Here is a 25,126-nt window from a genome sequence, read left to right on the forward strand (position 1 = left end):
GAAGCTTAGGAATTTGGATTCCGGCTTTGCTCTTTTTGCTTTTGTAACGTTGTGTTTCGTGATCCCCGTCTTAACGCATGTTACCGATGATGGAGGATCTGGATTCTTGCATTTTTTTTATGAAATTAGTCATAAGATCAAAAGCTTCATTCCGTTTGTTAGACATGGATTGCAAACGAAGCATATCCATTTGTTGTGAATTACTCGCCGCATCGATCTGAGACTTCAGCGCTTGCACCGCTGCTTGATCCCCGTTCTGTTGAGCCACTTGCAACTTTGCATTGAGATCAGCAATCTGTTGATTGCGGTTCTGTACCGCTTGAATTTGCGCTTGCAATTGAGCATCCAGCAATCTGGTGCGCTCCTGCTGCACCATCATCAATGCCGTTTCAATATCCATTGAAGAAATGTCTACATTGGATAACGAAGATATCGGTTGAGCCGCATAACTGCTTGCTGCAGATGCAGAAGTAACAACCGATACAGCTGCAATTGCAGCAATAGCTGTTGAAGATAGAAGCTTTGTTGACTTTTTCATAGGGTAGACCTCCCAAAATATGTAGAAGACATCTGGTGAAGATTGACATCTTTCGACATGATTATATCAGAAGACCCAGGACTTTAAATCTATTTATTTTAAATTTGAACTGAAATATATACTCCCCGTTGTTATATCCAGAGCTGACCATCCAATAACCCTCTCCAATCCGCTCTTTACATCGTCCGTGATAACTGTTGAATCAGTTCGCTAATGTAGGCTTTTACTGGCTGATCATCCAGATTCTCGATTCGTGACGGGCTGAGTAACTGATGTTTCTTCAGGATGTAGAAGTCAAATAGGCCCTGACGGATTGTCATATCATGCGTAATGGAAAACGACGGCTCAGCAATTCTGCGGATCACCGCTTCATCTTGAATCATGTACAGCACCGGACTAATACGATTAAAGGTGCCTTGTGCCATTCCCTTTTCAAAAAAGGAACATAACTGTTCACTATGATGCCGCAGAGCAGAAGCAATCTCTTGGTATAGTACTGGGTAAAGCTTCCTCACCTCGCTCCAGAAGAACTCGGGCAGATATAACACATGGGTCATCGCATGCTCATAGGCAATCTGAAATCTACGCTCGTACGAGATCATATCATCCTCCATTGTCGCCCTGGAATCATGAATCTCTTCGATATATACGTTCAGAACGTTCTGGATAATTTCCTCTTTCGATGAGAAGTATTTATATAGGGTTGCCTTACTAATATCCATATGTTTCGCCATGTCATCCATGCGCAGGGAACTGATGGACTTTGCACGCAGAACCGGAATGATTTTGGTCAGTAGTTTTTGTGAATTTTCCAAACGTTTCAAAGGGGTGCCTCCTTCATGCTGCGTCAATTGCTCCAAATTGGACAATATAATGAGTATACCATGCCTGGACAAAATAGACGTAATAAACAAACTATACGAATTTTATTAATTTAGTTTACTTTGAAAGACAGGTATGATATATTGTCTGCATGAAGTTGTTAACAATTATATTTTACACAATTTAAATAACGAGCATATGCAGGAGGTTTTTTACGATGAAAAAAATATTAGTTGTTTTGACCAATGTCGATAAATATGCAACCAAGGATGAACCTACAGGTCTGTGGCTGAGTGAAGCCACTCACTTCATCGAAGAGTTCGACCATAACGAAAATGTGCAGATGGATCTGGTTAGCCCGAACGGCGGCAACGTGCCACTTGATCCGAAAAGTCTGGGTGACTCTCTGGATGCCAGCACCAAAGCTTATTTCGAAAACGAATCCTTCATGAATAAATTGAAAAACACGTTGAAACCGAGTGAAGTAAACGCAAGCGACTACGATGCAATCTACTTCACGGGTGGACACGGTACAATGTGGGATTTCCCGGAGAATGCCGAACTTCAAGCGCTATCACGTGATATTTATGAAAAAGGTGGCGTGGTATCCGGCGTGTGCCACGGGGTTACTGCCCTGCTGAATGTGAAGCTGTCCACTGGCTTGCTTCTGATTAACGATAAAAAAGTGTCCGGCTTCACGAACGAGGAAGAAGAACTGGCACAACAAACAAAGTATGTTCCTTTCTTGCTGGAGGATGCTCTGCGCGAACGTGCTTCCGAGTATGTTAAATCTTCTCCATACACTTCCTATGTAACTACGGATGGACGTGTAGTTACGGGACAAAATCCGCAATCTAGCAAGGCCGTAGCTGAAAGTGTTAAAGAGTTGCTTGGTCTGTAAGATATCTCAGCTCCCCCATGAGCTTTCTATATAAATGAGTACTTCACAAAAAAGCACGTACCCGTCATGATCTGACAGGTACGTGCTTTTTTGTGATGCTCCTTATGTTCTCCAGGAGCGTCAAGGCATCGCTTCCTCTCCTAATACTGTTTCGAGTTAAGGGTAGGCCATCCTCTTACACGTCTAACATACGAAGTGTCTGGTATTCGGTGCACACTCTGACTTTTTTCCCAAACCCTCAAAATACATGTGACCATCTGCCTCACTCGGCAGTCTAATCTATGTAAAACCGGCCAAGAGATGTATCTCCAACACGATATAAACCGTTACGAAAGGAGCTGTTAACTATGGATTTACCCGATCTCATTACACAAGCTATCCAGGGAGATCGTGAAGCTTTCATCAGGCTGATCCGAGAGATTGAAAATTCCCTATACAATACCGCCATATCCATGCTGCGCAAAGAGGAAGATGCCGCGGACGCGATTCAGGAAACGATCCTGAAAGCCTACAAATCCATGCATACTCTTCGAGAACCGCAGTATTTCAAAACATGGATGTTCCGTATTCTCATCAATGAATGCAATACCTTGTTATCCCGCCGCTCTCTCTCCACTTCTTACGCAGAAGTGCCCGCAGAACATCAGGCACAACCCAGTCCATACGATGAGGTGGATATGCGGGAAGCCGTCGATCAGCTGGAAGAAGCCAAACGCATTGTGATTGTACTTCATTACTTTGAAGATATGAGCCTGCGTCAAGTCGCAGATACACTGGGCCTGTCCGAAAGCGCCGTGAAGATGAGGCTGAGCCGCGCAAGGAAAGATCTTTATCAGAAATTCAAAAACTATCGGGAGGTAAAATTACATGTCAAACCCGTTTAATCTCGATCAAAAATTAAAAGAGCAAGCCAAGGAGCGTCCTGCCATGTCTGAAATTGTGCGCAACCGCATTGATGCTACACTAGATTCCCTTACCGAATCACCTAGCCGAATGAACATGGAGTCGTTTCAGTCTCATCATCCACGACGTGTTCATAAAGGACTACGCCGCACTGCAGGAGTCGCTGTCGCCGCAGGTGTGCTGGGTTTAACGGTATTTGCATCCGGTTTTGTCTCTCCAGCAATGGCTGATTCTCTGCGTAGTATTCCGTTTGTAGGCAGTCTCTTCAGCTCCATTGAGGCCGATATGGGTCTTAGAACAGCGGGTAACGAAGGTTTGACTACGCCAGTGAACAGCTCGTTTGCTTATCAGGATGTGAAATTCAAGGTATTGGAAACGGTCTATGACGGCACACGTGCGGCGTTTCTCGTTCATGTCACTGCGCCTAATCTCCATCAGGGCATGTATGACAATGGCAAGGACATCGTGAAGCTAAGCAGCGGTGTTGACAATGTGTTTTTTGATGTGAACGGTTCTCGTCCAGATAGCGGTCTGTTCTATAGTTCAGCCGGGGCGAACGAGCCTGATACTTTGCTTTTTGAACAGGTCCTTCCTACAGACCATACGGGTGTCATCCCGGATCAATTTGATGCTAAGGTGAAGTTGACGCTACAAGGTATGGATCATGAGTTCGAACTGACAGTTCCGTTTACCAAATCTACAACGGACACTCACAACGTTCAGCCGAATAGTACGATAGAAAATGATCTGTACAAGGTCACTGTGAACAAAGCCGAGGTCACACCCATTACGACTCGTCTAACTGCGTCGATCGCGTTAAAAGGGAAAGAAACGTTAAGTAACAAAGAAGAGAAACAGCTGCGTGAAATCAGATTTGCTGTCTATGATGATCAAGGCCGACAATTGACCGCACTGAGCGGTGAAGGTATGTATGAAGCAAACCAGCTGAACTGGGAAAGCATCTATGCCACCACAGCCAAGGACGTGAAATACCTGGTTGTAAAACCTTTTAAGGTGAAAGATGATTTTGCCGAAGTGGTCAAAGACGATCAATTCATTAAGGGGATGGAAATAAAAATTCAGTTGCCATAGCAGAAATGAGCTTCCTTCTTAAAGGCAAAACATGGTCTGTTCCTTAAGATGAAAAAGTCAGCGAGCTGTGGTACAATGAGGGAATTGTGTATTCGCAGACAGACATGCAGATCGCGCTTAAAAATAAAACATTTTGGGCACTCTTTATCGATTGATCATGCTGCCACTTTAGGGAGGTTTATGGAACAACCATGCTCATTATTGGTATCGCCGGAGGAACCGGCTCCGGCAAAACAACGGTAGCCCGCTCCGTTATTGAACGTCTGGGATCAGCCAAAGTTACATTCATATCCCAAGACAATTATTACAAAGACCAGTCAGACCTCACACCTGAGCAACGCAGACTGACGAATTACGATCACCCGTTTGCTTTTGATAACGATCTGTTGATTGAGCATCTTACCCTGTTGAAAAAGGGCCAACCAGCATTTGCTCCCGTGTATGACTTCACCATAGATAACCGCATTGCAGGCGAAACGATTGAGCTTGCGCCGAACCACATCGTCATTGTCGAAGGGTTACACGTACTGATTGATGAGCACCTTCGTACACTGCTGGATATCAAGGTATTTGTAGATACGGATTCCGATGTACGCATTCTGCGCAGAGTACTGCGGGACATGGAAGAGCGTGGACGCTCGATTCAATCCGTGTACAAACAGTATCTCGAAACAGTAAAACCGATGCATGATGCATTTATCGAACCGTCCAAAAAGTATGCGGACATCATCATCCCTGAGGGCGGGCATAATGAAGTAGGGATTCAGATGCTGTCCATTCTTACTGAGAAGTATCTCACGGGAGAAAACTGGAACAGATCTTAATCACAGTTGCATAAGGGATAACAGGGGTTTTTCAGGGGTTTTTAGGAAATATGACTTCGAGCATTTCTTTGGAAAAAATCCCATCAGAAGATTTTAGGCGGAAATCCAGGTTACGATACAGCGTAATCTGGATTTTTTGTTTTCGGGGACAGATATATCATCTATACTATATGACATCGTTCGTTGAGAGGAGTTTATCTATGGCTACTTTTGAAGAGTTCATGCAACATGATATTCGAGTAGGTACCGTGGTGGAGGCTGAACCTTTTCTGAAGGCTCGTGTTCCTGCGATTAAGATGAAAATAGATTTTGGACCACTCGGTTTAAAAAATTCCAGTGCCCAGATCACCCACCGTTACACACCCGAGATGATAATTGGCAAACAGGTCGTTGCTGTCGTGAATTTCCCACCTCGGCGGATTGCCGGTTTCGTGTCCGAGGTACTTGTACTGGGCGGTGTTCCCGGCGAAGGTGATGTCGTTCTGCTCTCCCCAGATCATCCGTTACCCAATGGAACGCCGATTGCCTGAATTCAACTAATATCGAAAGTTTACGTAACGGCAATACACAGGCACCGCATCTACAATATATCCATGCTTCACTTATAAATCAGTGGCAGTTAGAGGATTTCACCAGACCAGCTCATTTCCGTATAGATGAGAATATCAAAAGGGTTATCCGGAGTGTGAATTCATCCATCAAAAGAATTCACTACAGATAACCCTGTTCTCTTATAACTTATGCATAACCCTGCTTGTCTTCTACTTCATCTGCTGCCCGCCAAAATCTCAACACGCTCCCGCATCTGCATCTCACCCTTCAACTCTCTAAGCGACAGAGCGGAGGACATCAGACTTCGGGTGTACGAATGATTTGCCAAACTGGTAAGCTTGGAACTGTTCACAACCTCCACTACTCTCCCTTGATGCATGACTGCGATACGGTCACTCACCTGCTGCACCACCGCAAGATCATGTGATATGAATATGGAGGAAACTCCTGTCTCCCTACGCAATTCCATGAGCAGATCCAAAATCTGCTGCTGGATGGAAACATCCAGGGCAGAGGTAGCTTCGTCAAACAAAATGATCTCGGGCCGTACACCAATCGCACGAGCAATGACGGCTCGCTGTTGTTGCCCGCCGCTTAATTCGTGCGGATACTTATTCGCATCCAAAGCAGACAATCCAACTCGCTCCAGCAATTTGCGTGTTTCCTGAGCAGCCGCCTGCCTTTTCATCATTTTATAATTCAACAGAGGCTCACCGATAAACATGCCCACCTTCATGCGTGGGTTAAAAATCGTCGCAGGCTCCTGAAATACCATCTGAATTTGCTTGCGCATCTGACGAAGCTTCTCACCTTTCAAACGGTTAATCTCCTGCCCATGGTACCAAATCTCTCCTGAAGTCGCCTGTTCCAGCTGGGTTACACACTTGGCCAGTGAGCTTTTGCCACTTCCACTCTGCCCGACAATGCCCAGACACTCCCCGGGATATAATGCCAGATCCACATTCTGTAATGCCTGAACAGCCTGTTGCCCTTTCAACTCGTACGTTTTACATACGTTACTCAGTTTCAGAATTGGTGATCTGTCATCAGTCATGCGCATTCACCTCCAGTTCAGGTACAGCATGCAGCAGCTTGCGAGTATACTCATGAGTGGGATTCGATATGACAGGCAGTGTATCTCCCAGTTCCACCAACCTGCCGTCTAACATCACACCAATCCGGTCAGCCATATGGGCCGCAACCGCCATATTGTGCGTCACGAGGATCATGCCCGTTCCCTTGTCCGCACAGAGCCTGCTCAATTGGCTCATCACTTCGTTTTGAGTCGTAACATCCAGCGCACTCGTCGGCTCATCCGCCAGCAGCAGTTCCGGCTCCAACGCAGCAGTCATCGCAATCGCTGTCCGTTGCTTCATCCCCCCGCTAAGCTGAGAAGCATAGGCACGCATGACTCGCTCTGGATCATCCAGCCCCATACGGGCCAGTGTGTGAACGGCCAATCTCCAAGCCTCTTTCCGGGACATAGGCAGGTGGGCACGAATGGCCTCCACATACTGACTTCCAATACTACGAATCGGATTCAGATACGAACCGCTGTCCTGAAATACCATCGCGATTCGTTTGCCACGCATCCCCTGCCAATCTTGTTGCGAGTTACGTAGCAACACCCGCTCCCGAAAAATAATCTCTCCTCCGGTGTATCGTCCGCCTACAGGCAGTAGTCCCAGCAAAGCCCGGATCAGGGTCGACTTCCCGCTGCCGCTTTCCCCCACAATGCCAATGATTTCTCCCGGCTTCATCGAAAAGGATACATCCTGCAAGGAAGGCATTCCTTCCTTATAACTTACAGACAGATTCTTCAGCTCAACAAGCAAAGATGTCTTCCCCCCACGCAAGGACGTCATCACTACTCGACCTTAATGTTGCGATCTAGCAGATAGAAGTCGATCGGGTACATCGTTGCACCCTTTACATTACTTTTGCCGACGATATTAATCGGTGTATATGTCAAAAACATATAAGCTGCATCATCCAGAATAATCTGCTGCGCTTCTGCCGCAAGGGCATAACGCTTCTCCACATCAAACTCCGAGTGAAGACGCTCAATAAGCTCGTCCAGCTTCGGATTGCTGTATCCGCCAACATTCCACTCCGCACCTGTTTTGAAATAAAAGTCGAGAATATACTGCGGATCACCTGTGATGCCTGTATTAATGCTCGTCAGAGCCAGATCATAATTTCCACTTTTCTGATGGTCGGTGAGATCCTCATATGAGGTGAGCTCCAGCCCAACCCCAATTTCTTTAAGCTGGGACTGCATCGCAGCAGCCACAACGGAATCGGATTCATAAGCTGAGTTAAGGATGAGTTGTAACGATAGCTTCTTCCCATCCCTGTCCCGAATGCCATCTCCATCTGTATCCTTATATCCAGCCTCATCCAGCAATTGTTTTGCCTTCGCAGGTTCGTAATCATATCCGGTAATTTTGTCATACCCAAAAGGTAATGCAGAGGTAAACGGCCCTTTGGCTGCTTGTCCACCCACCAGCGTATTCGCGTACATTTCGCGGTCAATTCCGTAAGAAATGGCGCGCCGAACCTTTACATCACTTAGCAGTGAATGGGTCGTGTTAAACCACACAAACTGCGTACGGAGGCTCGGAATTTCGTCAATGGTGTATTGTGTTTGATCCTGAAAAAGAGGCATCTGGCTGCGTCCCACATTACTCGCTACATCGATTTCCCCTGATTGCAGCGCCAGCGCCCGTGTATTATCATCCTTGATGTATTTCAGTGTCATCGTATCCAGATCGGCCGCGCCGCCCCAGTATTTATCGTACTTCTTGACCTGTATCTCCTGATCGGGCTTATATCCTGTAACCATGAATGGCCCGGTAGCGATGGGCTCACTCTTGAATTTTGACGTATCTGCACTCGTATCCACGATAATAAACAGCGGCTCTGCAATATTGCCTAACAGTGAGGCATCTGGCTGTGTTGTTTTGATCGTCAGATCCTGCCCCTTGGCAGTCATTGACTTAATTGGCAGTGTGGATTGGCCTCTCTCATTCAGCGAGATGGAGCGTTCGATTGATTTTTTCACCGCATCCGCAGTCACGGGATGGCCATTATGGAACGTTACCCCGTCCCGAATATGAAAATGCCAAGTTGTATCATCGATCCGATCCCACTTGTCCGCCAGTTTGGGAACCATCTTCATCTGCTCGTCAAACTGAACCAGCGTCTCCCCAATAGCCGCGCGCGTCAGCGTCCAGCCATTCCATTCATCGGCAGGATCAAGACTGCTGCCCAGCCAGAACAAGGCCACATTCAGATGTGATTTCTTGCCCTCACCAGCCGCACCACTCGCATCCACACCAGAAGGTTTCCCCGCAGCATCTGATGATGAAGGTGTTGAATTGTTGTCTTTACCACAAGCCGCGAGCAACAGAATAATCATCATTGATATGATAGCCAGCAACCATGTTTTTTGAACCTTGCTCATGCTTCCCATTCCCTTCAGTTACACTGTATTTTTCTTGGGATCAAGCACATCTCGCAGACTGTCCCCCAGCAAATTAAATATGATAACCGTGCTAAATATCGCAAGCCCCGGATAGATTAGCAGCCAAGGCGCTGTTTGCAGATATCTTCTGCCTTCATTCAACATCGCTCCCCACTCAGGATCAGGCGGCTGTGCACCCAGCCCGAGAAAAGACAGTCCCGAGATCGACAACATCATGCCGCCCACGTCCATCATTGCCATGACAATCAAAGGGGGCAACATATTCGGCAGAATCGTTCTGCTAATGATTTGAATTTTACGCGCACCGCTGAATGCAGCGGCAGTGACGAACTCTTTTTGCTGAAGAGAAATGACCAGGCTTCGGGCCATCCGTGCATACTTTGCCCACCAGACGACGGAGAGTGCAACCACCGTGTTAAATAGTCCCGGCCCTAACATCCCTACTACGGCAATCGCAAAAATCAAACCAGGAAATGCCATCAACGTATCGCACAGCCGCATCAGCATCGTATCCACCAGTCCTCGCAGAAAACCTGCAACGACACCAACCGCTGCACCTAAGCTGAAAACAATACCGATCATCATAAAGGTGAGCAACAGAGATGTGCGTGCTCCATATAAAAGTCGGGACAGGACACATCGCCCAAGCTGATCCGTGCCGAGTGGATATTCGGGGCTGGATGGTTGCAACACTTTGGCAAAATTCGTGGCAAGTGGATCGTGAGGTGCCAGAAGCGGCGCAATCAAAGCCAGAACGATCCAACCCGCAGTCAGGGATAGCAAAAAAATAAATAGACGACGTTGTGTCAGGTATGCTCGAATCTTCATCATCATCTACACATCCACATCCAGTTGAATGCGCGGATCACGCAGATGTGTCCAGAGATCCACGATCAGATTCAGGGTGACATAGATGACTGCCATCCAAATCACATACCCCTGTATCAGGGGATAGTCCCGAGTGAAAATGGCATCCACCGCCATCTGGCCTACCCCCGGCCATACGAATAAACTTTCCACAATCGCTGCTCCGCCAAGTAATGCTCCCGTTGTCATGCCCAGAAGTGTCACAATCGGCAGCAGTGAATTCGGCAAAATATGCTGCCAAATGATCATCGATTCCTTCACACCTCTCGCTCTTGCTCCCACCACGTAATTCTGGCCGATCTCCTCCAGCATGACTGCACGAATCTGCCGGCTGTATTGGGCGATCAGTGGAATAGCCAGTGTGACCGCAGGCAGGATCAGGCTGTGCCAGCCGGAATTACCCATAACGGGTAACAGCTTCAGCTGTACACCAAATACGAGCATCAGCAGCATGCCCAGCCAAAAGCTTGGCATGGATAGACCGGCAAACGAAAACAGGCGAATGACATAATCGAGCCATCGATTCCGGCGTACAGCCGAAAGAACTCCCAGCGGAAAGGAAATCAAAATCACCAGAAACATCGCACTCCCGGTTAACTTGAGCGTTGCTGGAAGGCGGGCCATTAACACATCCAGTACGGGACGGTCGTATTTATACGACGTACCAAAGTCTCCGGTGACCACTTGCCCTAGCCAGGTTCCATACCGAACAAGAAACGGCTTGTCCAACCCGAGCTCTGACCTCACCTGTCTGACCAGTTCATCCGAAGGTGTAACTCCAGTGGACATCAGCATCAGTCTGGCGGGATCTCCAGGAGACAGATACGTTAATAGAAATGTCAGGAAGGTGATTCCAAACAGAACGGCGACCAGTTGTACTAACCGTTTAACGATATATCTGCCCAATAATAAAACGCCCTTCCCCGGTTTAATGCGCGTGTACGCCATCATTCTCATTTATTTCAATCCAATTCAAAAAAGCGCCCTTCTCCGTTTCACGGGATAAGGACGCCTTAAATAAACAGATTTTCAGAAAAAATCATGCTCTTTAAACACCTTCCTATCTCCCGTAGGGTACTGCTGTGTTTGTCCAACCTGGCAGGTCTCCTGGCTTCAGCATCATTGCCATAACAGCTCCTTCCCGGTCTTCTCCAGACCAGTGGATATGCTGCCTGACTCCTCTGTTACAGTGGCGGGACCGCGCCGGCATCACACCGGACTTCCCTTTTAAGCTTCTACCCCAGCGGGTAGAGCACCAAGTTCCACGTATTCAATTCACTAAAAGTTGGTATCTGTTACACTTCTGTATCAGTATAGCGGCATACGGAATAATGTTCAAAACTTTTCTTTTAAAATTGAAATCATAAATGCGGCTAATACCGTACTCGCGAACCCTTGGGTGACACCCCTGTCACACGTTTGAACATTTTGGAAAAGAGTAACGGGTCAGTGTATCCAACGGAGTGGGCTACTTCACTCACAGACAACATCGGGTTGCGAAGCAGTTCCGCCGCACGATTCATGCGATACTCCAGGAAAAAGGCTTGTAGCGACTTGCCGTATCGCTCTTTGAACAACCCCGATAAATACGTTCGATCTAACCCGACAGCCTGTGCGATATCCAGAATAGTGGTACGCTGACTATACCGATTCTCCATAAACCGCACAGCCTGCCGAATATAAGTCTCTTTCGTCGACAGGAGGGGGTTTTCTTCTTCTTTGATCGGTGAGGATGCAATTAATGCTGCCATAAGTCGATATAACAGGCTTTGATGCATTACATCCCCTCCTGGAAGGGAACTCGTTCCAGCCTGAAGCATCTCGTCATACAGCGCTGCCATCATATTCGGTTCATGAGCAGTGAACACCGGGTGCTCCTCACTTAACTGCGCACGCTGCATAAAAGCCTTCGCCTGTACACCTCTGAAGCCAAACCATGAATATGTCCAAGGCTCTTCTGCATCGGCTTCATAATGAATGACCGTGTCGGGTAAAATGAGGAATCCTTGGCCCTCGCTCAGAGGATATTCACGATCTCCCATATAAACCGTACCATGACCCTCATGTACGTAATGCACGATATAGGAATCACGCACTCCCGGCCCCCAATAGTGGGCAGGATCACATGCCTCCCAGCCGTAAAATAACAAAACCAGTTCCATCTGCGTCCAGCCGGCAGAGACCACATTCATTTCAACTTTCCGACTCATGTTTCCCCTCCTTTCGACGATGAGGTTAAAGACATCTTAAGGCGAGCCCACATATTCTCTTATCTGTTCATACAATAAATTATAACAGGTGGAAGAAAGGAAATCTTGCTGAAAACGAAAACAAAAATGGGATTATGCCATATTCGAGAGGGTTTGAGCCATAGTGATATGAGCCTGTTCGGCCTATAGTTGGGGTACAACATTTTTTTCGGGAAGGATGAACTTGAGATGAACAAAATTACGTTTCTCGGTGCAGGCAGCACCGTTTTTGTAAAAAATGTATTGGGTGATGTGATGATGACGGAGGCCTTGCAGGACTTCGAACTGGCCTTGTTTGATATTGATGCTGAACGTCTAAGTGACTCGGAGCGTTTGTTACAAAGCTTGGCCCAGTCGCTCGGAAGCCGCTGTTCTGTTAAAACATACGTTGATCGCAAGGAAGCACTCCGCGGAGCTAAATATGTAATCAATGCCATCCAGGTGGGCGGGTATGACCCGTGTACGATTACCGATTTTGAAATTCCGAAGAAATATGGCCTGCGTCAAACGATTGCCGATACGCTCGGCATTGGCGGAATCTTCCGTAACTTGCGTACCATTCCGGTGATGCTGGACTTCGCCAAGGATATGCAGGAAGTATGCCCGGACGCCTGGTTCCTGAACTACACGAACCCGATGGCTGTACTCACCAATGTCATGAACGTGCATGGCGGAATTAAAACGGTTGGTCTGTGTCACAGTGTACAAGTCTGCGTACCACATCTGTTCGATTCGCTGGGGATTGACCAGACTGGTGTCGTTGCCAAAATTGCTGGCATTAACCACATGGCATGGCTCCTGGAAGTAACAAAAGATGGCGTCGATCTGTATCCTGAGATCAAACGTCGTGCGAGACAGAAACAGCAGGAGACTCACGACGATATGGTACGTTATGAACTCATGCATCGCTTCGGTTATTATGTCACAGAGTCTTCTGAGCATAGTGCAGAATATCATCCGTATTTTATCAAACGCAACTACCCGGAACTGATCGAACGCTTCAACATCCCGCTCGATGAGTATCCACGCCGCTGTGTAAACCAGATTGCTGATTGGAAGGAAATGCGAGAGAAGCTGTTCGCGAGTGAAAATATTCAGCATACCCGCAGCCATGAATATGCTTCGCACATTATGGAAGCGATGGAGACAGACCGTCCGTATAAAATTGGCGGAAATGTCATGAACAACGGGCTCATCACCAACTTGCCACGCGAAGCTTGTGTCGAGGTTCCTTGTCTGGTCGATGGCTCCGGCATCAGCCCGACGTATATTGGTGACCTGCCGCCACAGCTGGCAGCGCTGAACCGTACCAATATCAACACCCAATTGCTCACCATCGAAGCCGCAATTACAGGCAAAAAGGAGCATATCTATCACGCGGCTATGCTTGATCCGCATACGGCTGCCGAGCTGTCCATGGACGACATCGTGGCGATGTGCGACGATTTGATTGAAGCTCATGGCGACTGGCTGCCAAAATTCTCATAATATAACCAACAAGACATATACAAACAAAGATTATATCCAAGATATATGACCAAAATATACAAACCAAGCACCGTGCTTTTCGAAATGGAAGGGGACGGTGCTCTTTTTCACTTAGTTCAGATTACTCCGCAGGCAGCAGAAAACGATATCCAATCCCCGGTTCCGTCTGAATATAGGATGGCCGTGTGGGATCTTCCTTCAATTTTTTACGCAAATGACCCACATACACCCGCAAATAGTGGCTGTCCGACTCATGATGATGCGCACCCCATACTTGTTGCAAAAGCTGGCGCTGGGTAATGATTTTGCCTGCATTTGAAGCAAGTACCTTTAACATCTCATATTCTGTCGGCGTTAATTTGATCTGCTCTCCATCCAGTTCAACCTGCCTGAGAGCCAAATCGATAACCAGTGAGCCAAATCGTAAAATGGGTTCATCCGTTGTTTTGGCCACATGCCGCAGCGCCACCCGAATTCGGGCAACCAGTTCACCCATGCCAAACGGCTTCGTCACATAATCATCTGCACCTGCATCCAGTGCGGCAATTTTATCAGCCTCCTGATCCTTCGCTGTCAGCACGATAATCGGCACCTGTGACCACTCCCGAATGCGGTGAAGCACGTCCATACCAGATATGCCCGGCAAACCCAGGTCCAGTATAATCAGATCGGGATGCACCATACTTGCCTGCATAATACCCTCTTCTCCATCAGCACACTCATAATGATCATATTGGTGAGCCTGGAGGGTCACTTTTAACAGTTTGCGAATCTGTGGTTCATCATCAATGACCAGAATGCGAGCCCCTAATGCGGCATTCATTTAATCTCCAACCTCTCCTTGCACTGTATAGGAAAATGGCATTCCATCCCTTCCCACAGGCAACTCTATACGTATTCTTGTTCCTCCATCCGGATTCCCCTCAGCTTGGATCGTTCCTCCGTGAACTTCCACAATCCCTTTGCAGATCGCGAGGCCCAGTCCGGTTCCCGTAATATGCTGCGTGGAGGGTGAGCGATAAAATTTATCAAACACGCGAGTGCGCTCCGGTTCCTCAATACCAACACCCTGATCATCTACGATGAAGGTCACACAACTCTGACTCGGTTCATTCTTAACCCTTATGATCACCATGCTCTCATCGGGTGAATATTTGATTGCATTGCTGACGATGTTCACGAGCACCTGCTCGAGCAGCACCTCATCTCCGTCAAAAAAGACGGGGTCTTCCGGCAGTTGCACCGTAACTTCACGGTGAGGGCTGAATTCTCTGACTTTTGCCAAAACAATGCTCATCATATCTCCTACATCACACCATTTGCGATTTAGTTGCAGCATACCGCTCTCCAGCCGCACCATGCCAAGCAAGTTGGTCACGAGACGATTCATACGCAACGCGCCATCACGAATATTTCCTGTCAATTCTAGGCGATCCTCGGGTGTAAAAAGAGTATCATTCTCCATCAGCCCTGTGGCTGAACCGATAATGACGGTTAACGGCGTACGCAGCTCATGGGATACCGAATCCAGCAGCGCAGTTCGGATGCGCTCTGATTCGGCGGTAACTTGAGCGAGACGCGCTTCCTCAGCCAGCTTCACCCGGGCGATCGCACCTGCCGCAAGACTTCCGCAGGCTTCCAGCAGCTGGCGCTGTTCCTGCTGCTTCTCCGGCTCATTGGTTGTCATGTGCACGGCAAGTACACCGTGAATATGATTCTCTGTTCGCAGCGGAACATACAGCCCCGCCGACTCCCCAAGCTTGGGTGATCCTTTACCTGCGATCTGCCCCTGTTTATAGACCCAATCGGCGATAGCCAGCTCCGAAGAACGACTTCCCCAGGCACTCTTCTCTGTCCCGATCTCAGACGCGGATCCCTGTTTCGTCCAAAGCTTCAGTTCACCCTGCTGATCTGGCAGATATATGGCAGCTGGACTTCCGAGCATAAGGGATATCTGGCTCGTCATGTTATCCAATAAGTTATCCAGATCGGTAATTGCAGTGATCTGTCGACTAAGATCATACAGGGCATTCGTTGTGGCTTCACGAGATTTAACCCGACCCAGCTGTTGCCGTAAACGTCCGGCGAGACTTGCCGTCATGATGGCAACAGCCAAATACACCCCAAACGAAATGAGATATCGCAAATCCTCTACCGTAAAACTGAGATAAGGTGGCACAAAAAAGAAATCAAACATTACAACACTGAGGGTCGCTGCATATACTGCTGGCCCCATTCCCCAATATACAGCACTGATCAGTATGGGAAACAGGTACACCAGAGCAACATTGACCAAATCATCACTCATCCCAATGATATGAAGCAGTAAGGTTAACAGGATGATGGCAAGTGTTACCCATATATAGGCGGGAACCCTTTTCCAACGAGAGATTACCTGTAAGCTTTCCTGATCTTTGCCCTCTTCCATATGTTCAGACAAATTTAATTCCACCCGCTTTATTTATAATCATCATCAGCTACGATCAACACATCGCGATGTCTCGAAAGACGGACAAGCTGATTAACCACCGAGCCTGAGCCGCGATGACCATTCAGCCACCATACTCGTTTCGCTTGCCCCACCACCAGTTGTGTCGCCTTCGCTTCCGTAGCCTTTGCATCCAAAATACCTGGTACCTCCCGCAACTTTGCACTTTGATGGATATGAAAATGACCCCCCAGCCGCACAGTGAGCCGCTCCAAACCTGCCAGGTGCTCCTTCACTTCGGGAGTCATTGCCATGCCTGTGCCGATGTGTACATGATGGACATGCCAGGATGCCTTCAGTCGATAAGCCATGCGAAAACCTCTGCGAATCAACCGCTCGGCGTGACGGTCGCTGCTGACACACACAAAAACGGACTCCTCACGGCGCCACGGGCCCCGTAATGTACGCGCGGATGATTGCAATTCAAGCCGCTCATCCACATCGTCCGCAAGTTCGCGTAGAGCCAGTTCACGCAGTGCGATCAGATTACCCATTTTAAAAAAATTCGCAAGCGCCTGCTCCACCTTGGCAGTTGCATAGATTTTACCCTCTCGCATGCGCTGCCGCAAGGCCTCGGGAGCGACATCAATCAGCTGCACCTCGTCCGCCAATTGCATGATCCGATCAGGTACCGTCTCTCGCACCCGAACACCCGTAATATGCTCAACGGCATCATTCAAGCTTTCAAGATGCTGTACGTTCACGGTTGTAATGACGGATATGCCGGCGTCCAGCAGCTGCAGTACATCCTCGTAACGCTTTTGCCGCGCACTTCCAGGCACGTTGGTATGCGCAAGCTCATCCACAAGCACCACCTCGGGATGCAATTGCAATATCGCTTCTGTATCCATTTCCTCTAAGCATGTGCCTTGATATACACGCTGCGCTCGCGGGATGATGGACAAGGAGCCGATTTGTTCCACCGTGTCCGCTCGTCCATGGGTTTCCAGCAACCCGATATGCACGTTGATGCTTTTGCGCAACAGATCATTACCTTCCCGTAGCATCATGTAGGTTTTGCCCACCCCCGGAGCAGCTCCAATATAGATTTTGAACGTACCACGCCGAATCAGTCCAATCTGTTCCTTCATCTCCTGCTCACTGAGTCTGCGATAGTTTTTCTGCTCCGTGTCATTTACTTTTGCCGGCACAACCCGTTCGCCCTCCCGCGCTGACCGATCCGCAACAAGTAGTAAATCTACACCCCGCAGTTTGCGAAGTAGTGAGTTAATGAGGGAGCCCTGCCATAACTCTTGCCAGCGTGTACGACGCGAATGCCCCATAACAATCCGGGTAATCTGCTGTTTGATCGCATACTGTGCCAATGTTGCCGGGATATAGCGGTGATGTATGACAGGAAGTTCCTCCATGTGTCCGCCGATTTTCTCCACCAGTTTCATCATGTTGCGGCGGAATACCGTCGCTTCCCTCGTTAGTGGCTGTTTCATTGGACGGAAGACAACGACATGCAAGCTCCCGTTCAACCGACGGGCAATCTGCTGTCCGCGCTGGATGTAGATCGAACCGTTCCAGTGGTACTGCGCGGAGACAAGAATACGTTCCATAATGCCTGTTGCGGGCGGAAGACCCATTTCCTCGCGATGTTCACGTAAAGACTCGTTAACCCCTTCTGCAACAAGTTTCAGTGCCAGCTCACGTAAAATCCCGAGATTACCCTGGCGGAAAACGTCCGCACTCCCGTGACCTTGCAGATGACCTTCCGCAAGACGACTCAAAATGGTTTCTGGCGTAACGTCGATCAGCTTTACTTCATCCGCCAGTTCCAGTGTGTCTGCCGGCACGGTATGTGCCACCTTAATTCCCGTGAGCTGTCTGGCGAGTTCGGTATACCCCTCCAGTTCATACACATTCACGGTAGTTATGACACTGATGTCATGGTGCAATAGAAAACGGATATCCTCCAATCTGGTCGTATGTCTTGCCCCCTCACGGTTTCGATGTGCCAACCCATCGACCAGAACAACCTCCGGATTGCGAACTAGCAACGCATCCAGATTCAAGTCTTTCATCTCCGCTCCGTCACTGCTTCGAATCCAGTGAATGCTGGGCACACGCTCAAGCTCACCAAGCTGTTCTACTGTTTCCGGCCTTCTCATCGTGGAGACTGCACAAATGACGACATCTACGCCCTGCTCGCGCAAATGATTGCCGTCTCTGAGCATATGATACGTTTTACCTGAACCGCTGACCGGGCCAATGTAGATTTTAAACGTGCCCTCTTGCAGCTTCGAAATCATGCGCAGCATCTCTTCCGGTGATTTACGTTTGAAGCTGTCCTCCATGCCGCTGTCCTCCTTCCCTCAAGCTTTACTTCCAAACATGTGATGTAGTAGTACTATTCCCTACCGCAATAAATGGAGAAAGCCCCTTCCAGATTGGAAGAAGGCATTAAGTGGGCCGCCACATTTCCGAAAACTCCTCTTTTCTACTTCTCGGCTGCGATCAGTGCCAGATTCAGCTCGTTCACATTGACACGCGGCTCACCAAATATGCCTAACTGGCGACCCTGTGTATGATTCTGAATGAGCTGAGCCAACTTCTGCTTACTGAGTCCTGTCGCTTGACTAATCCGCGGAATCTGCGCCTCAGCCGCTTCAGGGGACAGATCGGGGTCAAGTCCTGAACCGGAACTTGTAACCAGATCGGCAGGGACCTGATACGGCAACGCAGGATTTTCCTGACGGAGCGCGGCTAGCTTTTGGTTCATCTCTGCGATATACTCCGGTGAGGCCACAGCTCGATTAGACCCTGCCGAAGCGGTTGGATCATAATTCGCATTTGAAGCGCGGGGCTGGAACAATTCCGGTGACTTCACTTCCTGCGCAAGCAGAGATGAACCGATGATTTTCCCATTTTGAATGATGAGACTGCCGTTTGCCTGTGAAGGAAACAGCAACTGGGCCACCCCCGTTGTGACAAGCGGATAGAGCAGACCACAGACTAACATGAGCACAACAGACAACCGCAACGCGGGCAATAACATCTTCATACAAATCACTTCCTGAATGGATTTAATGTATTTATCAAAAGGGGACAACCACGGCATCTTCACCATGAATGAATGACATCTCACCTGTACTTCACAGCTACAATGAAATTTACATCAAACCTGACAAAACCAGGTCAATCAGCTTGATCCCGATAAACGGTACAATCACACCGCCAACACCATAGATGAACACGTTGCGGCTCAGCAGCCGTTCGGCAGACATCGGACGATATTTCACGCCTTTCATCGCAATCGGAATGAGCAACGGAATAATAATCGCATTGAAGATCAATGCCGACAGAATTGCAGATTGCGGTGAAGAGAGATTCATAATGTTCAGTGCCTGAAGCTGTGGCATGGCGAGAATGAACATCGCTGGAATGATGGCAAAGTATTTGGCAATATCGTTGGATATGGAAAAGGTGGTCAGTGCGCCACGCGTAATCAGCAGTTGCTTGCCTATGGAGACTACCGACAACAGCTTGGTCGGGTCAGAGTCCAGGTCAATCATGTTGGCCGCTTCTTTGGCTGCCATCGTTCCAGAATTCATCGCCAGGCCCACATCGGCCTGCGCCAGAGCAGGAGCATCATTGGTGCCGTCGCCTGTCATGGCGACAAGTTTGCCCTCCTGCTGTTCTTTTTTGATCGCCGCAATCTTGTCCTCAGGCTTCGCTTCCGCTATAAAATCATCCACCCCCGCCTCCAGTGCGATCGTCGCTGCTGTCAGGGGGTTATCACCGGTGCACATTATTGTCTTGATACCCATGGCACGCATCTCGGCAAATTTCTCCTTGAGACCGGGTTTCACGGTATCTTTCAAATAAATCACACCATAAATTCGGTTATGGATCGCTACCGCCAGCGGTGTCCCCCCGGCCTTTGCAATCCGTGTCGCGATTTCGTCCAGATCACCCGGTACACGTCCACCTTCGGAGGTCACATACCGCTTGATTGCATCTACCGCGCCTTTGCGGATTTTCGTTCCATCACTCAGATTCAGACCAGACATACGTGTTTCCGCAGTAAACTCGATACGATCGGCATTTGTGTAGTTGCTTTCCTCCCAGCTCTGCCCCTGCTTACTTGCAAGTTCGACGACGGAACGACCTTCTGGTGTTTCATCTCGCACTGAAGCTTGAAGTGCCGTCAATGTCATCTCAGGTACAGTCACGCCCTGAACCGGAATAAATTCAGAAGCCATCCGGTTGCCGTATGTGATCGTGCCTGTTTTGTCCAGAATCAACGTATCGATATCGCCAGCCGCTTCCACTGCTTTCCCTGACATGGCGAGCACGTTAAACTGTGTCACCCGATCCATGCCAGCAATCCCGATGGCGGACAGCAGGCCGCCGATGGTGGTTGGAATCAGGCAGACAAGCAGAGCAATCAAGGTAGCCAGATCGAGCCGGATGCCGAGATAATTTGCCATAGGAACCATCGTCAAAATGACGATCAGGAAGATTAGTGTTAAAACAGCTAGCAAGGTAGTCAAGGCGATCTCGTTTGGTGTTTTCTGACGTTGTGCGCCTTCTACGAGAGAGATCATTCGATCCAGGAATGATTCGCCGGGATCGGTCTGCACCCGCATGATGATGTAATCGGAGGTCACCCGTGTACCTCCGGTGACTGAAGAGAAATCGCCTCCGGCTTCCTTGATTACCGGGGCCGATTCCCCTGTAATGGCCGATTCATCAATAGAGGCCAAACCTTCGATAATCTCACCGTCCGTTGGAATGAGCTGCCCGGCTTCCACACGGACGAGGTCTCCCTTTTTCAACTCTGTCGAAGCGACTTGTTTCACAGTTCCGTCTTTCTGCATTAGATAGGCTATCGTATCCGATTTGGTCTTACGCAGGGTGTCAGCCTGTGCTTTGCCCCGCCCTTCAGCCAGTGCCTCGGCAAAATTGGCAAATAGCAACGTGAAGAGCAAAATAAAAAATACAGCCACATTGTATCCTCGCCCTGCATCGGACGCGGTGAATAGATTGGGGTCAATACATAATAGCAAGGTAATGAATGTGCCGACTTCCACGATAAACATGACTGGATTTTTGATCATGACCATCGGATTCAGTTTTTTGAATGCATCTCGCATGGCCTGGAGCAACATGGGTTTATTTAAAGATCGTTTCGACCCAGAATGATGCTGAACGCGGTTGTGGCGTTGATGAATTTGTTCTTTGTTTTGTTTCAATGCATTCATTGTGAATGCCACCTCCATACTATACGTGCTTACTTCAACCCTTTGCCTTGCTTCCATATTTATTGGGTGTGTCGCTGTCGCTCCGCTGGCTTACTCATTCGCCGCTTTTTCACCTAACACCACCTCGTATCGTTCACCTGCCACTCATCGCACCATCGCCAAATGCTCTGCAATAGGACCAAGAGCCAGCGAAGGGAAGAATGTCAGCGCGCCTACGACCACAATCATCATGACCAGAATGCCAGCGAATAGCGGTGTATGCGTCCGCAACGTTCCTGTGGTGACAGGGACAACCCGTTTCACGGCAAGTGAACCTGCGATCGCCAGCATGGCAATCATCGAGATATACCTTCCCAGCAACATGACAATCCCTATAGTAATGTTGTAAAAGTCCGTGTTGGCATTCAGTCCGGCAAAAGCCGATCCGTTATTGGCCGCACCTGATGCAAAAGCGTACAGTACCTCGGTTAGCCCATGTGTACCGCCATTGGAAATGGAAGCTACGGCCTCCGGCCGTATTAAAGCGAGTGCGGTTGGAGCAAGAATAATCAACGGATGGATCAGCAGCGCGATACAGGCCAGCTTGATCTCCTTGCCTTCAATCTTTTGGCCTAGAAACTCCGGTGTCCGGCCGACCATCAACCCGCAGATAAAGACCGCAATGATCACATACAGCAGACCATTCAACAAACCTACACCCTTGCCGCCAAATACATTGTTCAGCATCATCTGAGCAAGAGAAACCAATCCCCCAAGCGGAGTGAGTGACTCATGCATGTTGTTCACCGACCCCGTCGTTGCCGCCGTAGTTACAGCCGTAAACAAAGCCGATTCGGAAATACCAAACCTGACCTCTTTACCTTCCATATTGGTTTGTAGTCCATTTGCATCCAGCGCAGGCACTCCGTGATACTCGGATACAAACACCGTTGTCAACATCACTAGGAACAACAATCCCATAGCGGCAAACAATGCCCAGCCCTGTTTTCGGTTGTTCACCATCATGCCAAATGCATACACCAGCGCTGTCGGCAACAACATCATACAAACGATATGCACCAGATTGCTCAGTGCGGTTGGATTCTCAAAGGGGTGCGCCGCATTGGTGCCGAACCAGCCCCCGCCATTGGTTCCAATGTGTTTAATCGACTCCAGCGAAGCCACTAATCCGCGGGTAATGGTCTGCTGTGCACCCTCCAGCGTGGTTGCGTTCACCGCACCGGCCAGCGTCTGCGGTACCCCTTGAAATACAAGGAACAAGGCCACGATGAAGCTGAGCGGTAAAAAAATACGAGTAATCGACCGAACCACGTCGACATAAAAGTTACCCAGATCATCCCGGCGGCCTACTAATCCGCGAATAAAAGCAATCGCTACCGCAAATCCTGTTGCCGCCGAGGTGAACATCGGAAACGTTACCGCCAGCAGTTGTGACAGATACGACAGAGCGTTCTCGCCCGTATAGGACTGCCAGTTGGTATTGGTCATAAACGAGGCGGCTGTGTTAAAGGCCTGCGCTGCCGGCATATTATCGATCCCATCCGGATTGAGGGGCAGGAACTTTTGCAGCCGTAACACCAGAAACATCAGGATCAGCATGACCGCATTGGAGATGAGCACGGCAGACAGATATTTTTTCCACCCCATCGTTTCATCTTCCCGTACACCCATCAGCCGATACAATAATCGCTCCGGCCCGCCAAATACACGATCAAGTCCCGTTCGCTGCCTGTCAAATACCTTCACCAAATAACCGCCTGCTGGCTTCACCAGTAGCAATATGATGAGTAGCGTGACCGCTACTTGCACTACACCGATACCCATATCTGCATGTCCTCCCTAATTCCAACCTTGGTGTTTCCTACTAACCTGCTATTTATCTCAGCTAAAAGCACATTATCTGAACAGTTACGTTAAAATTTCTCAGGCTTCACCAGCACGTACCCGAGATAGACAATCAGAGCCATGACAATTACGCCGATGAAAATCATCTTTTCGCCCTTCCTTCCTGCCCTCAGGCCTTCTCGCAAAATTTTACAAACGCCCAAAACACCGCAAACAGCAGTACGATCAGTCCAATCATCGTTGCATCGTTCACCATGCGCCCTTCATCCCTCTCTTCTCTACCGTTCACCTTGTTTGCTACAGGTAAAATCGTAATACGAATCGCTGTAAAAAGGGGGTAAAGAAATGCTACCGATGCTGTAAAAAAAGCGTAAAAAAGACCCGTTCTTCTCAGCGATCAGCTGAAAGAACGGGTCTTTCGTGGATGCATATCCATCTAGGATTACATGGATTAGGTCATCCCTTTTTTAAGAACTGCGGGTAGTCTTGCCCTGCATATCACGAATCTTGGCATTCGGGCTACTTTTCATATATTTGTTGAAAAACTCTGGCTTGATTCCGGTCATATGATGAAAGAAAGATGTCTCTACTTTCCAATCCTGCTCGACCATATTCCGAATATCAACCAGGCCTTTATTAGCAAGAAGATCAATGATCGTCCGAACCCGCATAGGTGTCTGCAAAGGAATCGTCTGATCAAACGGTTCTCTCTCCAAATATCCCCTTCGATGCATGGCAGCATAAAAATTACGGCGTGCTTTGGCATCCATCAATCCCAGATCCGCTACACGGTATCCTAACACCTGCAAGGATGTCTTCCATTTATTTTTTAAATCAAGATATTGGTCGGGATTGGTTAGTTGGGAGATGGCCTGCATATCCTGTGTAAATTCTTCTTCTGGTAATAAAAATGCACCTGCAAACAGATTGGCTTCATTTTCAATGGCCTTATGCTCTTTCCGATCCAGATTTATGAACTCCAGACGATAGTGAAGCAACAAATGACCAAGCTCATGAGCGATATCAAAATTTCTACGCACGGCCGAGCGTTTAATGTTGCCTAAGATGATGAAAGGGCGATCCTCTTTTGTCCACAGACTGTAGGCATCGATCCCCTCGCCAATAGCCTTCTCGAAGACGTACACTCCGCTTTTTTCAATCCAGAACATCAGGTTTTCATTCGTTGTCTGCTCCAGATTCAGTCGCTCCCGCGCAAGCTTTGCAACATATTGAATCTGGGCTTTGCGATCATCCTGCGAGTGATTCATGTACTGGATCGCTTCTTCCCTGAGCTGGATAATCTTCAAGGTGGGAAGGCTGATCCGAGCAGTAATATAGTTTACAAAGGTATCCAGATACTCCACATGTTTTGCCTCTGTCTGTGTCTTGGAGATCACATTCATCACTTTGGATCGATACGCAATGTTCATCACGTTGATGTTACCCTGGTTATTACGCTCCGTTAATTTGTCCTTCTCGTAAAAGTACTTGCTCTTTACACTGAAAATACGTTTCAATTCATTAACGATAGGGACTTTGGGGGAAGTGTACGCATTTTCATACTGCCAGACCGCCTGCTCGGTCACACCCAGTTTTTCGGAAAGTTCCTTTCTCGAATAACCATGCATAATGCGCAGATTGGTCAGATTTTCACCCATGAACACACGGTTTTCCTCCTTTAATATATACGTTAAACAAAAATGTTTACACGGAGCACTCCGATGACAGAATAACCTTCCAATCGCTGTTATCCCCAGATTTTTTTGATTCCCTTTTTAACGGGAAAAATCCGCTGATAAAGGCGAGCGCTTCGCTTTTCCAGGTTTTTTCTGTCCCCTCCGTTTCTGTGTAAAAAAT

Annotated in this window: 22 protein-coding genes and 1 riboswitch; of the genes, 6 read left to right on the forward strand and 16 right to left on the reverse strand. The window is 48.4% G+C overall.

Annotation, left to right across the window (positions count from 1 at the left end):
• Positions 1-70 precede the first annotated feature (70 nt).
• Both ABIE27_RS24150 and ABIE27_RS24155 read right to left on the reverse strand, forming a co-directional pair.
• The gene (locus tag ABIE27_RS24150) at positions 71-538 is read right to left on the reverse strand and encodes a hypothetical protein (protein WP_123066246.1); all 468 of its coding nucleotides are present in this window, start codon (positions 536-538) and stop codon (positions 71-73) included.
• A 176-nt stretch (positions 539-714) separates the two neighbouring features.
• Positions 715-1,362 carry a TetR/AcrR family transcriptional regulator gene (locus tag ABIE27_RS24155; protein WP_429351698.1) on the reverse strand — a complete coding sequence of 216 codons (648 nt, stop codon included), beginning with the start codon at positions 1,360-1,362 and terminating at the stop codon, positions 715-717.
• 215 nt (positions 1,363-1,577) lie between these two features.
• Between ABIE27_RS24155 and ABIE27_RS24160 the strand changes: the two genes are divergently transcribed.
• From ABIE27_RS24160 to csaA, 5 genes are all read left to right on the forward strand, one after another.
• Positions 1,578-2,261: a type 1 glutamine amidotransferase domain-containing protein gene (locus tag ABIE27_RS24160; protein WP_123066244.1), complete on the forward strand. Its 684-nt coding sequence runs from the start codon at positions 1,578-1,580 to the stop codon at positions 2,259-2,261.
• Positions 2,262-2,608: 347 nt separating this feature from the next.
• On the forward strand, positions 2,609-3,145 hold the full coding sequence (locus ABIE27_RS24165) for an RNA polymerase sigma factor (RefSeq protein ID WP_123066243.1): 537 nt from the start codon (positions 2,609-2,611) through the stop codon (positions 3,143-3,145).
• The gene (locus tag ABIE27_RS24170; RefSeq protein ID WP_123066242.1) at positions 3,129-4,256 is read left to right on the forward strand and encodes a DUF4179 domain-containing protein; all 1,128 of its coding nucleotides are present in this window, start codon (positions 3,129-3,131) and stop codon (positions 4,254-4,256) included. The genes ABIE27_RS24165 and ABIE27_RS24170 overlap by 17 nt, the downstream gene beginning before the upstream one ends.
• A 191-nt stretch (positions 4,257-4,447) precedes the next feature.
• Complete coding sequence (udk, locus tag ABIE27_RS24175) at positions 4,448-5,080, forward strand: uridine kinase (protein WP_429351699.1); 633 nt, start codon at positions 4,448-4,450, stop codon at positions 5,078-5,080.
• Positions 5,081-5,280: 200 nt separating this feature from the next.
• On the forward strand, positions 5,281-5,610 hold the full coding sequence (gene csaA / locus ABIE27_RS24180) for a chaperone CsaA (protein ID WP_123066240.1): 330 nt from the start codon (positions 5,281-5,283) through the stop codon (positions 5,608-5,610).
• 236 nt (positions 5,611-5,846) lie between these two features.
• On the opposite strand, the gene ABIE27_RS24185 is transcribed toward csaA, so the two are convergent.
• The 6 genes from ABIE27_RS24185 to ABIE27_RS24210 form a co-directional block, all read right to left on the reverse strand.
• Positions 5,847-6,686 (reverse strand): ABC transporter ATP-binding protein, encoded by an 840-nt coding sequence (locus ABIE27_RS24185; protein ID WP_429351700.1) that lies wholly within the window; start codon positions 6,684-6,686, stop codon positions 5,847-5,849.
• Positions 6,679-7,467 (reverse strand): ABC transporter ATP-binding protein, encoded by a 789-nt coding sequence (locus tag ABIE27_RS24190; RefSeq protein WP_429351701.1) that lies wholly within the window; start codon positions 7,465-7,467, stop codon positions 6,679-6,681. The genes ABIE27_RS24185 and ABIE27_RS24190 overlap by 8 nt, the downstream gene beginning before the upstream one ends.
• Before the next feature lie 32 nt (positions 7,468-7,499).
• Positions 7,500-9,098 (reverse strand): ABC transporter substrate-binding protein, encoded by a 1,599-nt coding sequence (locus ABIE27_RS24195; RefSeq protein WP_240037107.1) that lies wholly within the window; start codon positions 9,096-9,098, stop codon positions 7,500-7,502.
• 18 nt (positions 9,099-9,116) lie between these two features.
• Positions 9,117-9,950, reverse strand: a complete 834-nt coding sequence (gene nikC / locus ABIE27_RS24200) for a nickel transporter permease (RefSeq protein WP_123066268.1) — start codon at positions 9,948-9,950, stop codon at positions 9,117-9,119.
• A gap of 3 nt (positions 9,951-9,953) precedes the next feature.
• Positions 9,954-10,943 (reverse strand): nickel ABC transporter permease, encoded by a 990-nt coding sequence (nikB, locus tag ABIE27_RS24205; RefSeq protein ID WP_429351702.1) that lies wholly within the window; start codon positions 10,941-10,943, stop codon positions 9,954-9,956.
• 123 nt (positions 10,944-11,066) lie between these two features.
• Positions 11,067-11,261, reverse strand: a riboswitch (cobalamin riboswitch).
• Between the two features lie 98 nt (positions 11,262-11,359).
• Positions 11,360-12,196: an AraC family transcriptional regulator gene (locus tag ABIE27_RS24210; RefSeq protein WP_429351703.1), complete on the reverse strand. Its 837-nt coding sequence runs from the start codon at positions 12,194-12,196 to the stop codon at positions 11,360-11,362.
• A 228-nt stretch (positions 12,197-12,424) separates the two neighbouring features.
• Here ABIE27_RS24210 and ABIE27_RS24215 point away from each other — a divergent pair, with 228 nt between their 5' ends.
• Positions 12,425-13,723 carry an alpha-glucosidase/alpha-galactosidase gene (locus ABIE27_RS24215; RefSeq protein ID WP_429351704.1) on the forward strand — a complete coding sequence of 433 codons (1,299 nt, stop codon included), beginning with the start codon at positions 12,425-12,427 and terminating at the stop codon, positions 13,721-13,723.
• A 121-nt stretch (positions 13,724-13,844) separates the two neighbouring features.
• Here ABIE27_RS24215 and ABIE27_RS24220 read toward each other — a convergent pair whose 3' ends face one another.
• The 8 genes from ABIE27_RS24220 to ABIE27_RS24255 all read right to left on the reverse strand — a co-directional run bounded on the left by ABIE27_RS24220 (position 13,845) and on the right by ABIE27_RS24255 (position 24,933).
• Positions 13,845-14,546: a response regulator gene (locus ABIE27_RS24220; RefSeq protein WP_429351705.1), complete on the reverse strand. Its 702-nt coding sequence runs from the start codon at positions 14,544-14,546 to the stop codon at positions 13,845-13,847.
• Positions 14,547-16,163: an ATP-binding protein gene (locus tag ABIE27_RS24225; protein WP_240037103.1), complete on the reverse strand. Its 1,617-nt coding sequence runs from the start codon at positions 16,161-16,163 to the stop codon at positions 14,547-14,549. It lies immediately after the preceding gene.
• 17 nt (positions 16,164-16,180) lie between these two features.
• Entirely contained in the window at positions 16,181-18,514 is a 2,334-nt protein-coding gene (locus ABIE27_RS24230) for a histidine kinase (protein ID WP_123066232.1), read from the reverse strand.
• Positions 18,515-18,657: 143 nt separating this feature from the next.
• A complete protein-coding gene (gene kdpC / locus ABIE27_RS24235; protein ID WP_429351706.1) occupies positions 18,658-19,221 on the reverse strand; it encodes a potassium-transporting ATPase subunit KdpC in 564 nt (187 codons plus the stop codon).
• Between the two features lie 109 nt (positions 19,222-19,330).
• Complete coding sequence (kdpB, locus tag ABIE27_RS24240) at positions 19,331-21,424, reverse strand: potassium-transporting ATPase subunit KdpB (RefSeq protein ID WP_429351707.1); 2,094 nt, start codon at positions 21,422-21,424, stop codon at positions 19,331-19,333.
• Positions 21,425-21,568: 144 nt separating this feature from the next.
• Positions 21,569-23,242 (reverse strand): potassium-transporting ATPase subunit KdpA, encoded by a 1,674-nt coding sequence (gene kdpA, locus ABIE27_RS24245; protein ID WP_429351818.1) that lies wholly within the window; start codon positions 23,240-23,242, stop codon positions 21,569-21,571.
• 95 nt (positions 23,243-23,337) lie between these two features.
• The gene (locus ABIE27_RS24250) at positions 23,338-23,415 is read right to left on the reverse strand and encodes a potassium-transporting ATPase subunit F (protein ID WP_090924284.1); all 78 of its coding nucleotides are present in this window, start codon (positions 23,413-23,415) and stop codon (positions 23,338-23,340) included.
• 321 nt (positions 23,416-23,736) lie between these two features.
• Positions 23,737-24,933, reverse strand: coding sequence for a helix-turn-helix domain-containing protein (locus ABIE27_RS24255; RefSeq protein ID WP_429351708.1), 1,197 nt, complete (start codon positions 24,931-24,933; stop codon positions 23,737-23,739).
• Between the last annotated feature and the right edge of the window lie 193 nt (positions 24,934-25,126).

It is taken from the genome of Paenibacillus sp. 4624, from assembly GCF_050435065.1.
GTDB lineage: Bacteria > Bacillota > Bacilli > Paenibacillales > Paenibacillaceae > Paenibacillus > Paenibacillus amylolyticus_D.

Coding starts and splice junctions, on each gene's coding strand:
- ABIE27_RS24150 (WP_123066246.1), bottom strand. CDS start 538: ATGAAAAAGTCAACAAAGCTTCTATCTTCAACAGCTATTGCTGCAATT.
- ABIE27_RS24160 (WP_123066244.1), top strand. CDS start 1,578: ATGAAAAAAATATTAGTTGTTTTGACCAATGTCGATAAATATGCAACC.
- ABIE27_RS24165 (WP_123066243.1), top strand. CDS start 2,609: ATGGATTTACCCGATCTCATTACACAAGCTATCCAGGGAGATCGTGAA.
- ABIE27_RS24170 (WP_123066242.1), top strand. CDS start 3,129: ATGTCAAACCCGTTTAATCTCGATCAAAAATTAAAAGAGCAAGCCAAG.
- udk (WP_429351699.1), top strand. CDS start 4,448: ATGCTCATTATTGGTATCGCCGGAGGAACCGGCTCCGGCAAAACAACG.
- csaA (WP_123066240.1), top strand. CDS start 5,281: ATGGCTACTTTTGAAGAGTTCATGCAACATGATATTCGAGTAGGTACC.
- ABIE27_RS24185 (WP_429351700.1), bottom strand. CDS start 6,686: ATGACTGATGACAGATCACCAATTCTGAAACTGAGTAACGTATGTAAA.
- ABIE27_RS24195 (WP_240037107.1), bottom strand. CDS start 9,098: ATGAGCAAGGTTCAAAAAACATGGTTGCTGGCTATCATATCAATGATG.
- nikC (WP_123066268.1), bottom strand. CDS start 9,950: ATGATGAAGATTCGAGCATACCTGACACAACGTCGTCTATTTATTTTT.
- nikB (WP_429351702.1), bottom strand. CDS start 10,943: ATGAGAATGATGGCGTACACGCGCATTAAACCGGGGAAGGGCGTTTTA.
- ABIE27_RS24210 (WP_429351703.1), bottom strand. CDS start 12,196: ATGAGTCGGAAAGTTGAAATGAATGTGGTCTCTGCCGGCTGGACGCAG.
- ABIE27_RS24215 (WP_429351704.1), top strand. CDS start 12,425: ATGAACAAAATTACGTTTCTCGGTGCAGGCAGCACCGTTTTTGTAAAA.
- ABIE27_RS24220 (WP_429351705.1), bottom strand. CDS start 14,546: ATGAATGCCGCATTAGGGGCTCGCATTCTGGTCATTGATGATGAACCA.
- ABIE27_RS24230 (WP_123066232.1), bottom strand. CDS start 18,514: ATGGAGGACAGCTTCAAACGTAAATCACCGGAAGAGATGCTGCGCATG.
- kdpC (WP_429351706.1), bottom strand. CDS start 19,221: ATGAAGATGTTATTGCCCGCGTTGCGGTTGTCTGTTGTGCTCATGTTA.
- kdpB (WP_429351707.1), bottom strand. CDS start 21,424: ATGAATGCATTGAAACAAAACAAAGAACAAATTCATCAACGCCACAAC.
- ABIE27_RS24250 (WP_090924284.1), bottom strand. CDS start 23,415: ATGATTTTCATCGGCGTAATTGTCATGGCTCTGATTGTCTATCTCGGG.